Source organism: Acidovorax sp. WCS2018Noco2-16, assembly GCF_031843945.1.
Taxonomy (GTDB): domain Bacteria; phylum Pseudomonadota; class Gammaproteobacteria; order Burkholderiales; family Burkholderiaceae_C; genus Paracidovorax.
This window is the reverse complement of the sequence record NZ_JAVTJJ010000007.1, coordinates 162,767-177,488: the sequence shown is the minus strand read 5'-3', so window position 1 is coordinate 177,488 and position 14,722 is coordinate 162,767. Positions and strand designations below refer to the sequence as shown.

The following is a 14,722-nucleotide window of genomic DNA, read 5'->3' as shown; positions in this document are numbered from 1 at the left end:
GGTTGGGTAGGAAACTTCGCAAAAATCTCAACTCGTCTACGCAGCTACCTGCAATGCCTCTTCCAGAGCGTCAATGAACAGTGCTGCGACATCGCAGCCCGTCTGATCGAAGATCTCCTGAAAGCAGGTCGGGCTGGTCACATTGATTTCTGTGACAGAGTCGCCGATCACGTCCACCCCAGCGAGCAATAAGCCGCGCTCTTTCAATACAGCGCCCAAAGCGTTCCCTATTTCATGGTCACGCGCCGTCAGCGCGCGGGCCACGCCTTTGCCGCCTGCCGCCAGATTGCCCCGCACTTCGCTGCCCTGAGGGATGCGCGCCAGACAGTAAGGCACTGGCTTGCCACCAATGATGAGCACCCGCTTGTCGCCCTCGACGATCTCGGGGAGGAATTTCTGCACCATCACGCTTTCGGCACCGCCCTTGTTCAGGGTTTCGATGATGCTTCCCAGGTTCATGCCGTCTTTCACCACGCGGAAGATGCCCATGCCACCCATGCCGTCCAGCGGCTTCAGGATGATGTCGCCGTGTTCGGCGTGGAATCGCCGGATGTCTTGCGCGTCACGGGTCACCAGCGTGGGGCCGATGAACTGGGGGAACTCCATGATGGCGAGTTTTTCGGGGTGATCCCGCAGGGCTCTTGGCTTGTTGAAAACCCGCGCCCCGTCGCGTTCGGCCTGTTCCAGCAGATGGGTTGCGTAGAAATACTCGCTGTCGAAGGGCGGATCCTTGCGCATCAGCACCGCGCCGAAGTCCGCCAGCGCCGCTGCGCGTGGCGCCTGGGCGGCGTACCAGTCGTCGGCACGCCCTGTCAGCGTGATGTCGCGCACGGTAGCGGTGACGCGACCGCCCCGCTGCCAGTGAATCTGCTGCGGCTCACAAACGGACAACGTATGGCCGCGACGCTGCGCCTCGCGCATCATGGCGAACGTCGTGTCCTTATAGATCTTGAATTGATGGATGGGGTCGGCGATGAAGAGAAGATTCATGGTTCCAGAGACGTTGTGAGTGCTACGAGCCCTGTGCGGGCCGCTTGCCGTACTGTTGCACAAGTAAGGCGATGCTGCCCGCGACCACGCCCCAGAAGGCAGAGCCCACGCCCGCCAGGGTGACGCCGCTGAGCGTAACCAGGAAGGTGATGATCGCCGCCTCCCGGTGCGATTCGTCCCGAACGGCTACAGCCAGCCCGTTGGCGATGGTGCCCAGCAAGGCCAGGCCGGCGATGGCCACGACCAATTCACGCGGAAAAGCGGTTAGCAGCGCCGTCACCACCGCCCCGAAGGCGCCGATGACGATGTACAGCAACCCGCAGCAGGTCGCCGCCGTGTAGCGGCGCGCCCGGTCTTCGTGCGCCTCCGGCCCCATGCAGATCGCCGCCGTGATGGCGCTGAGGTTGAGTGCGAACGCACCGAAGGGCGCCAGCATAAGCGTGGCGATACCGGTCATGGTGATTAGCCGCGAGATGGGCAACTGGTAACCCGTAGCTCGTATGACCGCGACGCCCGGCAGGTTCTGCGACGCCATGGTGACCACAAAGAGCGGCAAGGCGAGGCTGACCAGCGCAGCCCAACTGAAGGCCGGAGCGGTGAACACCGGTGCTGCCAGGCCGACCGCCAACCCCGTCCACACCATGCGCCCACTGGCCGCAGCGTAGGCCACGCCCACAGCCAGCGTCAGCACCACGGCGTAGCGAGGCAACATGCGGCGCGCTAATAGATAAGCGCTCAGCATCAGCAGCACCAAAGGGAGCGCCGCAGCGGCGGCCGAGAAAGCCTCCATGCCAAAACGTGTCAGCACGCCGGCCAGCAATGCAGACGCGACGGCTACCGGGATACGGTTCATCACCCGCTCGAACCAGCCGGTAGCGCCGGCCAGAGCCATGAGAACGGCGCAGATCATGAATGCGCCCACCGCATCGGCCATGTTGAAGCCGCCGGATGCGCCGGCCGTGGCCAGCACCGCAGCCCCCGGCGCGGACCAGGCCACCATGACCGGCTTGCGCAGCATCAGCGAAGGAATCAGTGAACACAGGCCCATGCCCAGGCCCAATGCCCACATCCAGGAAGTGATCTGCTCCGGCGTGGCCCGAAAGGCCTGCGCCGCCTGGAACACGATGGCGACCGAACTGGTGAAGCCCACCAACACTGCAACAAACCCGGCGGTGCATGCCGACAGGCTGAGATCTTTGAAAAACGACGGCATGAAACAAGGACAGCGGGGCAGCTGCAGGCATGACGCCAGGCATACCAGCCTCAAATACTATTAAATTGATAGCTGCCAGCGCTTATTGGATAAGCGTTAGAGGCCAAAAACACCAAAAATTTCGCAAGCAACCGCCCGAAAACCGGCTCAGATCTCGATCTTGGAGCCCAGCTCCACCACGGCATTGCTGGGCAGGTTCAGAAAGCTCGCCGCGCCGCTGGCGTTGTGGTGCATCTGCGCGAACAGCTTCTCGCGCCACGGCGCCATGCCGCTGCCGATGGTGGGGATCACCACGTCGCGCGAGAGGAAGTAGCTGGTCGTCATGGAGTCCAGCTCGCAGCCCCGGCCCCGCATCGACTCCAGCGCCCGGGGCAGGTCCGGGTCGTTCTTGAAGCCGTAGTGCACCACCACTTGCCAGCAATCGCTGCCCAACGGTTCCACCTGCAAGCGCTTCTCGAGCCCGATCCACGGGGTTTCGTGGCTGCGCACGGTCACGAAAAGGTTCTGCTGATGCAGCACCTTGTTGTGCTTGAGGTTGTGCAGCAGCGCATTGGGCACGGAGCCGGGTTCGGCCGTGAGAAAGACCGCCGTTCCGTCTACCCGCGTGGGCGGGCTGATGAACACGGCCGTGAGGAAGTCACGCAGATCGATCGAGTCTTCGCGCAGTTTGTCGTTGAGCAGTTCACGCCCCCGCTTCCACGTCATCATCAGCACGAACAGAATGGTGCCGATCATCAGTGGAAACCAGCCGCCCTCGAACAGCTTGAGCAAATTCGACGTGAAGAACGCCAGGTCGACCAGGAAGAAGAACCCGGTGGCCGCCAGGCACAGCGCCAGCGGATAGCCCCAGCCGTATCGGATGACGAAGAACGTCAGCACGGTGGTGATCAGCATGTCGAGCGTGACCGCGATGCCGTAGGCCGCCGCCAGATTGCTGCTGGAGCGGAACATGACCACCGCCAGCACGATGGCGACGAACAGCCCCCAGTTCACGAACGGCATGTAGATCTGGCCGGTATCGCGCACGCTGGTGTGGTGAATGTTCAGGCGTGGAAGGTAGCCCAGCTGGATGACCTGCTTGGTCACGCTGAAGGCGCCGGTGATGAGTGCCTGCGATGCGATCACCGTGGCCATGGTGGCCAGCACCACCAGCGGGATGAGTGCCCAGTCGGGCGCCATCAGGAAGAACGGATTCTTCACCGCGTCAGGTTCGGCCAGCAGCAGCGCGCCTTGCCCGAAGTAGTTCACCGTCAGCGCCGGCATGGCCACGCTGAACCAGGCCAGGCGGATGGGCTTCTTGCCGAAATGTCCCAGGTCGGCATACAGCGCCTCAGCGCCGGTGACGCACAGCACCACCGCACCCAGAATGATGAAGCTGATGCCGGGGTTGTTCCAGATGAAGCCCAGCGCATGGTGCGGGCTGAGCGCACCCAGAATCTCCGGGTGGCCCACGATGTGCGGCACGCCCAGTGCAGCGATCGAGATGAACCACACCAGCGTGATGGGCCCGAAGTACCGGCCGATGCCGGCGGTGCCTCGCTTTTGCACGGCAAAAAGGCAGAACAGCACCACCAGGGTGAGCGGAATCACCGCTTTGCGGAAGTGTGGCGACACCACTTCCAGCCCTTCGACGGCCGACAGCACCGAGATGGCCGGCGTGATGACACCATCGCCATAGAAGAGGCACGTGCCGAAGATGCCCACGGCCAGCAGCACCGAGCGTAGGCGGGGCTTGTCCTTCACGGCCTGCGAGGCCAGCGCCAGCATGGCGATCAGGCCGCCTTCGCCCTTGTTGTCGGCCCGCAGCACCAACACCACATATTTGAGCGACACGATGACCGTGAGTGTCCAGAACAGGATCGACAGCACGCCATACACGTTGGACGGCGTAAAGGGCACATGGCCCGAGCCGAAGACTTCCTTGACCGCGTACAGGACGCTGGTGCCGATGTCGCCATACACGACGCCGATGGCGCCCAGCGTGAGCGCTGCGAGCGATGATTTGGAACTTTGCACTGTGTAGGCCCGGGCGCGCGCAGCGGAGCAGCCGGGATCCGATTCTTGCGGGATGGCTATTGTGCGCCGGGGCTCTGCGCGCGCAGTCGGCTCTCAGGACTGTCCGACACGGCATGTTGCAGCGCAGCAACTACTGACCGCGGCGGGCTGGCGCAACAGGCCGCGCCTGTGGCATGCGCGATGCAGGCGCCCGATGCGAAGGGCCCGGAAGTCAGTCGTAAACCTCGGCCTCGGGGTCGGTCGCTTCCAGCTCGTAGCTGGCGGCCAGCATGGCCAGGCGCGCCACCACGCCATACATATAGAAGCGGTTGGGTGCGCTGGCGCCCGGGCGAGCGCCGGGTTGCGGCAGATGGGTGCTGTGCTCGAAGGCCAACGGCACGAAGCTGGCGCCGGGGGCGTTCAGGTTCTCATCGTCCCCGCGCTCGGCGTGCATGCGATAGAAGCCGCCCACCACGTACCGATCCATCATGTAGACCACCGGCTCGGCCACCGCCTCGTGCACGCGTTCGCGGGTCAGCACGCCTTCCTGGATGATGACGTCGTGCACGGCCTGGCCGTCCTTGATGACCGCCATCTTGTTGCGCGTCTTGCGGTTGAGCGCATCCAGGTCCTTCACGTCGCGAACCGTCATCACGCCCATGCCATAGGTGCCGTTGTCGGCCTTGACGATGACGAATGGCTTTTCGTTGATGCCGTATTCCTTGTACTTGCGGCGCACCTTGGCCAGTTGCGCATCCACCGCGCTGCGCAGGTTCTCCAGCCCCGGCTCTTCGTTGAAGTCGACGTTGTCGCAGCGGCTGAACAACGGGTTGATGAGCCACGGGTCGATGCCCAGCAGCTTGCCGAAGCGCTTGGATACCTCTTCATAGCTCTGAAAATGCCGGCTCTTGCGGCGCACGCTCCAGCCGGCATGCAGGGGCGGCAGCAAGTATTGCTCGTGCAGGTCTTCCAAAATGCCCGGCGGGCCGGCCGACAGGTCGTTGTTCAGCAAGATGGTGCAGGGGTCGAAGTCCTTGAGCCCCAGTCGGCGCTTGCTGCGGATGACCGGCTCCAGCGTGACGGTCTCGCCGTTGGGCAGCGTCACCACCGTCGGCTTCTTGATCTCCGGGCTGATGGAGCCCACCCGCACGTTCAGGCCCGCCATGTTGAAGATGCGCTGCAGCTGCACCACGTTCGACAGGTAGAACGTGTTGCGCGAGTGGTTCTCCGGAATGATCAGCAGGTTGCGGGCTTCGGGGCAGATCTTCTCGATGGCCGCCATCGCCGCCTGCACCGCCAGCGGCAGCATCTCGGTGGTCAGGTTGTTCCAGCCGCCGGGAAAGAGGTTGGTGTCCACCGGCGCCAGCTTGAAGCCGGCGTTGCGGATGTCCACCGACGTATAGAACGGCGGCGTGTGCTCCATCCATTCCAGGCGAAACCACCGCTCGATGGCAGGCATGGAATCGAGGACGCGTTGTTCAAGCTCGTTGATCGGCCCCGTGAGGGCAGTGATGAGATGCGGAACCATGTGTGCCCTTGGAGGAGGAAGGGAGGACGTACAGCCGAAGAACCCGTTCCCAAGCGTACGTTGACAAAAGATTGTAGGGAGATGGGGTCGCCCGGCGATTCCGCAACCCGTCATTTGCAGTCAGTGCGGCACCCGGCCGTCAGTCCTTTTAGCGCCGCCAGAAGGCTGGCGTCAGCAGCGCCATGAAGCTCAGAATTTCCAGCCGCCCCAGCAGCATCGCCAACGTGCATACCCACAGCTGAAAGTCGGTCAGCACGGCGTAGGACGATGCCGGCCCCAGCTGACCCAGGCCCGGTCCCATGCAATGCACGCTGGCCAGAATGGCCGAAAAGGCGGTGACAGGGTCGAGGTCGGTCAGCAGCAGCACCATGCTGAGCGTGATGACCGTGGCGCCATAGACCAGCATGAACGCCAGCACCGAGAAGATCATGCGCGGGTCCACCACCGCGTCGCCCAGCCGCAAGGGCTGCACCGCACGCGGATGCACGATGCGCGTCATCTCGCGCCGCGCCTGCTTCATCAGGATCAGCATGCGCACCATCTTGATGCCGCCGCCGGTCGAGCCCGCGCTGGTCGCCACGCCCGACAGCAGCAGCATGAACACCGGCGCGAACACCGGCCAGCCCAGGTAGTCGGTGGTGACGAAGCCGGTGGTGGTCGCCACCGAAATGACGTGGAACATGCCGTAGCGCAGCGCGTCCGACAGCGGATAGATGTTCTTGGCCCACAGCAGCACGGAAACCACCAGCCCGCCGCCGATGAGCGCCACCATCGTCGCGCGCATCTCCGCGTCGCGCCAGAAGCCGCGCAGGTGCCGCTTGCGCACGGCGATGAAATACAGCGCGAAGTTACAGCTGGCGAACAGCATGAACACCACGGCGATCGCTTCGAGCAGCGGCGACTTGAAGTGGGCAAAGCTCAGGTCATGCGACGACAGCCCGCCCAGGCTCACCGTGGCGAACATGTGCATCAGCGCGTCTTCGGGCGTCATGCCCGCGCCCCAGTACGCCAGGGCGCAGGCGACGGAGAACAGCACGTATACGCCCCACAGCCCCTTTGCCGTCTCGGTCATGCGCGGGGTGAGCTTGGTGTCCTTTACCGGCCCGGCCGCCTCGGCCTTGAAGAGCTGGGCGCCGCCCACGCCCAGCAGCGGCAGCACTGCCACGGCCAGAATCAAGATGCCCATGCCGCCGATCCACTGCATGAAGGTGCGCCACAGATTGACCGACATCGGCAGGTCATCCAGCTGGGTCATCACCGTGCCGCCGGTGGTCGTCAGGCCCGACACGGCCTCGAAGTAGGCATGCGTGAACGACAGCGGCCTTCCCAGTTGGTGCGTGGTGAACAGCAGCGGCAGCGCGGCAAAGAGCGGCAGCACCACCCACACCAGCGACACCAGCATCACGCCGTGGCGCGGCAACAATTCGCGGCGGTGATGGCTGGTCTGCAGCCAGAGCGCACCGCTCACCGCCCAGGTGATCGCCAGCGACGCGACGTACATCGCCCACAGGCCATCCTTGGCCAACCAGGACGCCGCCAGCGGCACCACCATCGACAGGCCGAACATCGCCAGCAGCACGCTGAGCACGCGCAGAACGGGAAAGAGATCCGCCATGGGATGGGGTGGGTTGTATGGAAGACGGGGGGGGGATCTGCGCGCTGGCCGGCACGTCAAAAGAACGTGGCGCTTACGCGGAACAGCTTTTCCACGTCGCGCACCAGCCGCTTGTGCGGCAGGAAGAACACCACATGGTCGTTGCTCTCGATGACGGTGTGGCTGCGCGGAATGATTACCTCGGGCTCCACGTCCAGTGCCGGCTCCACCCCCCGCGCTTCTGGCAGGCCACGCACGATCAGGCCCATGTGCACCTCGGCCGGCAGGTGGATCTCGCTGACCTTGCGGCCCACCACGCGCGAGCTCTTGCGGTCGCCCCGCGCCACAATCTCCAGCGCCTCGGCCACGCCCCGGCGCAGGCTGTGCACGGCCTGCACGTCGCCACGCCGCACGTACGCCAGAAGCTCGCCCAGCATGGCCTGCGCGGGCGACAGGGCGATGTCGATCTGCGTGCCGTGCATCAGGTCGGCATAGCTACGGCGATTGATCAGCGCCAGCACCCGGCGCGCGCCCATGCGCTTGGCCAGCAGGCTGGCCATGATGTTGTCTTCGTCGTCGTCGGTCAGCGCCAGGAACAGGTCGACCTCTTCGATGCCCTCGTCGCCCAGCAGGTCCTCGTCGGTCGAATCGCCCTGCAGCACCAGGATGTCGGTGGGCAACTCTGCGGCCAGCGCCAGGCAGCGGGCTGGGTCTTCCTCGATGATCTTCACGTTGAAGCCGCCCTGCTGCGACAGCTGCCGCGCCAGGCGCTGGCCCACACGGCCGCCACCAGCCACCATGATGCGGCGCACGGGTCGCGACGGCTGGTCGCCGCGCCGGTGCAGCGCAGCCAGCACCTGCGGAATGTGCTCGCGGGCAGACAGCACGAACACCTCGTCGCCCGGCTCTACACGCGTTGCGCCGTCGCACGGAATGAAGCGGTCGGGCTCTTCGGGAAAGCGCCGGTAGATCGCGACGATGCGCATGGCGACTTCGGGCGCAGTCTCGCGCATGGTGGCGATCTTCATTCCCACCATGGCGGCACCCAGCCGCGCGCGCACCGACACCAGGCAGGCCCGCCCGCCTGCAAACTGGCGCACCTGAAGCGCCTCGGGAAACTCCACCAATTTGCCGATGTAGCGGGTCAGCGACTCTTCGGGGCAAATGATCCTGTCCACACCGAAGCCGTCCTTGCCCAGCAACAGGCTTCCCTGTTCGGTATCAAAGCCGGAAGAGCGCACCCGCGCGATGCGCGTAGGCACACTGAACATCAGCTGCGCCACCTTGCAGCACACCAGATTGGTCTCGTCCTGCGCCGCGCAGGCGATCAACAGGTCGGTGTCGCGCGCGCCGGCCTCGGCCAGCACGGCCGGGTCGATGCCGTTGCCGACCACGCCCCGCAGGTCGAAGCGCGCCTCCAGGTCCCGCAAGCGCTCCGCGTCGGTGTCGATGACGGTGATGTCGTTCTGCTCGGACACCAGGCTCTCGGCCACGCTGTAGCCCACGCGGCCCGCGCCCAAAATAATGATCTTCATGACGGTGGTCCGCAGCCTCAGCTGCGGACTTCGCCTTCGCCCAGCACCACCCACTTGAGCGAAGTGAGCCCTTCGATGCCCACCGGCCCGCGCGCGTGGAACTTGTCCGTGCTGATGCCGATTTCAGCCCCCAGGCCGTACTCGAAGCCATCGGCAAAACGCGTGCTGGCGTTCACGATCACGCTGGCGGAATCCACCTCGCGCAGGAACTGCTGGGCATGCACGTGGTCGCGCGTCAGGATGGCGTCGGTGTGGTGGCTGCTGTAGCGGTTGATGTGGGCAATGGCCTCATCCACGCCGTCCACCACCTTGATGCTGATGATGGGCGCGAGGTATTCCTCGCTCCAGTCCTGCTCGGTGGCAGGCACCAGCTTGGCGCCGGGCACGGTGGCCAGCAGCGCCAGCGATTCAGGGCAGCCGCGCATTTCCACATCCTTGGCGGCATAGACGGTGCCGATCTGCGGCAGAAACTGCGCCGCCACGCCGCGCGCCACCAGCAAGCCCTCGCTGGCGTTGCATGGGCTGTACTTGTTCGTCTTGGCGTTGTCGGCCACCTTCACGGCCATGGCCATGTCGCAGGGGTCGTCCACATAGGTGTGGCAGTTGCCGTCCAGATGCTTGATGACCGGCACCTTGGCATCGCGGCTGATGCGCTCGATCAGGCCCTTGCCGCCGCGAGGGATGATCACGTCCACATACGCGGGCATGGCGATCAGCTGGCCGACGGCCTCGCGGTCGGTGGTCTGCACCAGTTGCACGGCGTCTTCGGGCAGGCCGGCTTCGGCCAGCGCGCGCTGCACCAGTTGGGCCAGCGCCTTGTTGGAATCGATGGCCTCGGAGCCGCCGCGCAAGATGCACGCGTTGCCGCTCTTGATGCTCAGGCTGGCGGCCTCAATGGTGACGTTCGGGCGGCTCTCGTAGATCATGCCGAACACGCCAATTGGCACGCGCATCTGCCCCACGCGAATGCCGCTGGGCTGCTGCTTCAGGCCGGAAATCTCGCCAATGATGTCCGGCATGGCCGCCAGTTGCTCGCAGCCCAGGGCGCAGGTCTCCAGAACCTGGGGGCTGAGTTTCAAGCGGTCCACCATAGGTTCGGCCAGGCCGGCGGCGCGGGCGCGTTCCAGGTCGCGGGCGTTGTCTGCCTGCAGGTCGCCAACGCTTTCGCGCAACAGGCGGGCCAGCGCCAGCAATGCTCTGTTTTTGATAGCTGCCGGCGCCCGTGCCATAAGCGCAGAGGCCGTTTTTGCCTGTAAACCGAGGGTCTGGGTGTATTCAGCGATGTTGAGCGCGTTCATGGGCGTGATTTTGACGCACTCGGCGCCAGCGCGTATCAACCGTCCATTCCCACTCGCTCGACCTGCCCTGCAGGTGGCTGCGCAAGGCGCCGCGCAACCACCCGAATCGGTCAGAAACCGATCAGCCGACGTGTTGGGCCAGGAAGGCCAGCGTGCGTTCGCGCGCCGCAGTGGCCGAGGCCTCGTCGTAGGAGCCGCGCTGGTCGCAGTTGAAGCCGTGGTCGGCGTCGTAGACGTGGATTTCCACCTCCGGATGCGCGCGGCTCAGGGCCTGCACGCCATCCAGCGGAATGAAATGGTCGCGGCGGCCGAAATGCGCTAGCACCGGGCAGGCTGGCGTGCGCGCCGCCTCTTCGTCCTGGGTCATGCCGCCGCCGTAGTAGCAGATGGCAGCGGACAAGCCCTTCAATTCGCACGCGGCGCGCCAGGTCAGCAGGCCGCCCCAGCAGAAACCCACGATGCCCACCTTGCCGCCGCCCAGTTGCGCGGCATGATCGATGGCCGCCTGAATGTCCGGCAGCACGCCGGCGCCGGGCAGCGCTTCGACTTGCGTCTTCAGTGCCATGCCGGCTTGCATGTCCTCGCCGGTGTAACCCAGCTCCACGCCGGGCGCCACGCGTTCGAACGTGGCTGGGGCCACCGCGGCATAGCCCCGTGCGGCCAGGCGGTCAGCCACGCTGCGGATGTGCGAGTTGACGCCAAAAATCTCCTGCAGCACCACCACGGCGCCGCGCACGGGGCCTTCGGGCTGCGCGACCCAGGCGGGTACGGTGAAACCGTCGGCGGAAGTGAGATCGACAAAACTGCCCATATGCATGCTCCTCGTGGTGGAAAGTTCAAGACAACTGCGGATCATCTGCGGCATCGGCCCGTGGGACTGCCGGACGGCGCGCCGCAGTGCTGTAATGCCGCACATTCTTGCAGGAGACAGCATATGGACAAAGTGGCCTTGATCACTGGCGGCAGCCGCGGCATCGGCGCGGCCACGGCAGTGCTGGCCGCCCGCCAGGGCTGGGCGGTGGCAGTGAACTACGCCCGCCAGGCCGGCGCGGCCGACGCCGTGGTGCGGCAGATCACCGAGGCCGGGGGCCAAGCCATTGCCGTGCAGGGCGACGTGGCCGTAGAAGCCGACGTGGTGGCGATGTTCCAAGCCGTGGATACGCGGCTCGGGCAACTGACCGCGCTGGTCAACAACGCTGGCGTTGTCGATGTGCCGGCCCGCGTGGACGTCATGGACGGCGCGCGCCTGCGCCGCATGTTCGACGTCAACGTGCTGGGCAGCTTCTACTGCGCCCGCGAGGCCGTGCGCCGCATGAGCACGCAGCACGGCGGCGCGGGAGGCAGCATCGTGAACGTGTCCAGCGCCGCAGCGCGACTGGGCGCGGCGGGCCAATACGTGGACTACGCCGCAGCCAAGGGCGCCATCGACGTGCTGACGCTCGGCCTGGCGCGCGAGGTGGCGGCCGAGGGCATTCGCGTGAACGCCGTGCGCCCCGGCCTGATCGACACCGACATTCATGCCAGCGGCGGCCTGCCCGACCGTGTGCGCGACCTGGCGCACCTGGTGCCGATGGGGCGCGGCGGCACGGCCGAGGAAGTCGCCGAGGGCATCGTGTGGCTGATGGGCGATGCGTCGCCCTACACCACCATGACACTCATGGAAATCTCCGGAGGACGCTGATGGAATCGCTCAAACCCCTGATTGCGCTGCTGGCCATCGTCAACCCGCTGGCCATCGTGCCGTTCTTCATCCACTACACGGCGGGCTTTTCCTCGGCCGAGCGGCGCCGCACCATCCAGGTGGCTTCGTTCAGCGCGTTCTGCGTCATTGCCGCGTGTGCGCTGCTGGGCCTGCAGATCCTGGCGTTCTTCAATATCTCGCTGCAGAGCTTTCAGGTGGGCGGCGGCATGCTGCTGCTCATCAGCGCCTTGAACATGCTGAACGCGCAGCCCGCCGAAGCGAAACCGATGACCAACGAGCTGGAAGAAGGCGCCGAGAAAGCCGCGCAGGGCGACAGCATCGCCGTGGTGCCGCTGACCATTCCGCTCTTGACCGGGCCGGCCAGCATGTCCACCGTGGTGATCTACGCCGACCGCGCGCAGACCTTCTGGCAGCACGCGGCGCTGGTGGGCTACGGCGTGGTCATCGCGATTGCCACGGCGCTGTGCTTTGCGCTGGCCGACCCCATCGCCCGCGTGCTGGGCAAGACCGGCATCAACGTGATGACCCGGCTGATGGGCCTGATCCTCGCGGCGCTGGCCGTCGAGGTGATGGCCGACGGCCTGGGCAAGCTCTTTCCCGTGCTGGTCGCGCGCTGAACGGGCGGGCCCGCCGATGTCTGCGCGCATTCTGCTGGTCGAGGACGACCCGGCCATCGCACGCACGGTGGCCTATGCGCTGGAGCGCGAGGGCCTGGCCACCCTGCACAGCCTGTTGCTGCGCGACGCGCGCTCGCAATTACGAGATTCGCGCACCGCGCCATTCGACCTGGTGGTGCTGGACGTGGGCCTGCCCGACGGCAACGGGCTGGACTTGCTGCGCGAGCTGCGCCTGGTCGGCCAGGCCACGCCTGTGCTGGTGCTGAGCGCGCAGGGCGAAGAGATCGACCGCGTGCTGGGCCTGGAGCTGGGAGCCGACGACTACCTGCCCAAGCCTTTCAGCCCGCGCGAGCTGGCAGCGCGGGTCAAGGCGCTGCTGCGGCGCTCCGGCGCCACCGCCGCTGCGCCGGCTCCTGCCAGCCCCTTTCAAGACGACGCCGCCGGCCAGCGCATTTACCTGCACGGCCGCGCGCTGGCGCTGACGCGGCGCGAATACCGCCTGCTGTCCGCCCTGCTGGCAGGCGCCGGCCGCATCCATTCGCGCGACGCGCTGCTGGCCGCCGCCTGGGGCGACGACAGCGACAGCACCGACCGCACGGTCGACACGCACATCAAGACCCTGCGCGCCAAGCTGCGCGAGGCCGACCCGGCGCGCGAATACATCAGCACGCACCGGGGCATGGGCTACAGCCTGGACGGCTGAGCGAGCGCGGTATATGAGTCAAATCGGCCTCCAACGCTTGATATATAAGCGCTGACAGCTATATTTTTAATAGCACTCACCACAATACCCACCTGAACCCATGCGCCTCGGCATCCGCCTGCTGTTCGCCTTCTTCCTCATCAACGGCATCGCCGCGTTCTTCGTGCTGCGCGTGTTCACGGCCGAGATCAAGCCCAGCGTGCGCGAGGTGATGGAAGACATGATGGTGGACACCGCCAACATCCTGGCCGAGCTGGCGAGCGACGACCTGGCCGCCGGGCGGCTGCGCGCCGACGCTCCTGATGCGCCCGACAGCGCCTTCGCCCGGCACGTGCGCAGCTACGCCAGCCGGCCCATCGACGCGTCCATCTGGGGCCTGTCAAAGCAGACGCTCGACTTCCGCATCTACGTGACCGACGCCACGGGCCGCGTCGTCTTCGACAGCGAGCGCAAAGCCCTGGGCGAAGACTATTCGCAGTGGCGCGACGTGGCCCGCACGCTGCGCGGCGAATACGGCGCCCGCGCCAGCCGCGACGTATCGGGCGACGACACCAGCGGCGTGATGTATGTGGCCGCGCCCATTCAGGTGGGCGGCCGCATCGCCGGCGTGCTGACCGTGGCCAAACCCACGCGTGCCGTGCAGCGCTTCATCGACCGGGCCGAGAACAAGGTGCTGCGTGGCGGCGTGCTGCTGCTGGTGCTGTCGGCGCTGGTCGGCGTGGCCGTCACGGTGTGGACGGTGTGGCACGTGCGCCGCCTGCGCGACTACGCCCTGAGCGTGCAGGCGCCGGGCGACTTCGCAGCGCCGCCGCCGCCCGTGCCTCAGGTACCCGGCGAGCTGGGCGACCTGGCACGCGCCATGGACCGCATGCGCGAGCGGCTGCAGGGCCACGACTACATCGAAGGCTACGTGCGCGCCCTCACGCACGAGTTGAAGAGCCCGGTGGCCGCCATCCGCGGCGCGGGCGAGCTGCTGCAGGACGATCTGCCCCCGCACGACCGCGCGCAGTTCGCCGCCCAAGTCGTCGAGCAGAGCGAGCGGCTGCAGCGCCTCATCGACCGCCTGCTCGAACTAAGCAAGCTGGAGCAGCGCCAGCACGCCGAAGCCGCCGCGCCGGTCGCCCTGCGCGACTGCGCCGAACGCGCCGTGCAGCAAAGCGCCGCCCGCGCCCGCCAGCGCGGCATCGCACTGGAGCTGAGCGGCGACGGCGCCAGCGGCCCGTGGGAGGCGGAGCTGGTCACGCTGGCCATCGGCAACCTGATCGACAACGCCATCGACTTCTCGCCCGAAGGCGGCACGGTGCGCGTGCAGCTCGACGGCCGCGCGATCACCGTGCAGGACAACGGCCCCGGCGTGCCCGACTACGCCCTGCCGCGCCTGGGCGAGCGCTTTTTCACCACGGCACGGCCGGATGGCTCGCGCAGCGGCTCCGGGCTGGGCCTGGCCATCGTGCGGCGCGTGATGGCGCTGCATGGGGGCAGTCTGGGCATTGAAAATATCCACCCAGGAACACGAGCAAAACTGCTTTTCCCATCGCCATAAAATC

At 66.2% G+C, this 14,722-nt stretch carries 12 protein-coding genes; 4 read left to right on the top strand and 8 right to left on the bottom strand.

The genetic code is table 11. From position 1 onward, the window contains the following. Window positions 1-36 precede the first annotated feature (36 nt). The 8 genes from gshB to RQI28_RS14915 all read right to left on the bottom strand — a co-directional run bounded on the left by gshB (window position 37) and on the right by RQI28_RS14915 (window position 10,964). The gene (gene gshB, locus RQI28_RS14950; protein ID WP_311223461.1) at window positions 37-990 is read right to left on the bottom strand and encodes a glutathione synthase; all 954 of its coding nucleotides are present in this window, start codon (window positions 988-990) and stop codon (window positions 37-39) included. Window positions 991-1,012: 22 nt separating this feature from the next. Next, window positions 1,013-2,203, bottom strand: a complete 1,191-nt coding sequence (locus RQI28_RS14945) for a benzoate/H(+) symporter BenE family transporter (RefSeq protein ID WP_311223455.1) — start codon at window positions 2,201-2,203, stop codon at window positions 1,013-1,015. A 147-nt stretch (window positions 2,204-2,350) separates the two neighbouring features. Continuing rightward, on the bottom strand, window positions 2,351-4,219 hold the full coding sequence (locus RQI28_RS14940; RefSeq protein WP_311223454.1) for a potassium transporter Kup: 1,869 nt from the start codon (window positions 4,217-4,219) through the stop codon (window positions 2,351-2,353). Between the two features lie 211 nt (window positions 4,220-4,430). After that, entirely contained in the window at window positions 4,431-5,726 is a 1,296-nt protein-coding gene (gene gshA / locus RQI28_RS14935; protein WP_311223453.1) for a glutamate--cysteine ligase, read from the bottom strand. A 148-nt stretch (window positions 5,727-5,874) separates the two neighbouring features. Next, window positions 5,875-7,341, bottom strand: coding sequence for a potassium transporter TrkG (locus RQI28_RS14930; RefSeq protein WP_311223452.1), 1,467 nt, complete (start codon window positions 7,339-7,341; stop codon window positions 5,875-5,877). Between the two features lie 56 nt (window positions 7,342-7,397). Next, window positions 7,398-8,855 carry a Trk system potassium transporter TrkA gene (gene trkA / locus RQI28_RS14925; RefSeq protein WP_311223451.1) on the bottom strand — a complete coding sequence of 486 codons (1,458 nt, stop codon included), beginning with the start codon at window positions 8,853-8,855 and terminating at the stop codon, window positions 7,398-7,400. Window positions 8,856-8,872: 17 nt separating this feature from the next. Beyond that, window positions 8,873-10,153 (bottom strand): glutamate-5-semialdehyde dehydrogenase, encoded by a 1,281-nt coding sequence (locus RQI28_RS14920; RefSeq protein WP_311223450.1) that lies wholly within the window; start codon window positions 10,151-10,153, stop codon window positions 8,873-8,875. Between the two features lie 121 nt (window positions 10,154-10,274). Next, entirely contained in the window at window positions 10,275-10,964 is a 690-nt protein-coding gene (locus RQI28_RS14915; protein ID WP_311223449.1) for a dienelactone hydrolase family protein, read from the bottom strand. Between the two features lie 123 nt (window positions 10,965-11,087). On the opposite strand from RQI28_RS14915, the gene RQI28_RS14910 reads away from it, so the two are divergent. The 4 genes from RQI28_RS14910 to creC all read left to right on the top strand — a co-directional run bounded on the left by RQI28_RS14910 (window position 11,088) and on the right by creC (window position 14,718). After that, the gene (locus tag RQI28_RS14910; RefSeq protein ID WP_311223448.1) at window positions 11,088-11,834 is read left to right on the top strand and encodes an SDR family oxidoreductase; all 747 of its coding nucleotides are present in this window, start codon (window positions 11,088-11,090) and stop codon (window positions 11,832-11,834) included. After that, window positions 11,834-12,472: a MarC family protein gene (locus tag RQI28_RS14905; RefSeq protein WP_311223447.1), complete on the top strand. Its 639-nt coding sequence runs from the start codon at window positions 11,834-11,836 to the stop codon at window positions 12,470-12,472. The genes RQI28_RS14910 and RQI28_RS14905 overlap by 1 nt, the downstream gene beginning before the upstream one ends. A 16-nt stretch (window positions 12,473-12,488) precedes the next feature. After that, the gene (locus RQI28_RS14900) at window positions 12,489-13,175 is read left to right on the top strand and encodes a winged helix-turn-helix domain-containing protein (protein ID WP_311223446.1); all 687 of its coding nucleotides are present in this window, start codon (window positions 12,489-12,491) and stop codon (window positions 13,173-13,175) included. 100 nt (window positions 13,176-13,275) lie between these two features. Continuing rightward, complete coding sequence (gene creC, locus RQI28_RS14895; protein ID WP_311223445.1) at window positions 13,276-14,718, top strand: two-component system sensor histidine kinase CreC; 1,443 nt, start codon at window positions 13,276-13,278, stop codon at window positions 14,716-14,718. Window positions 14,719-14,722: the final 4 nt, after the last annotated feature.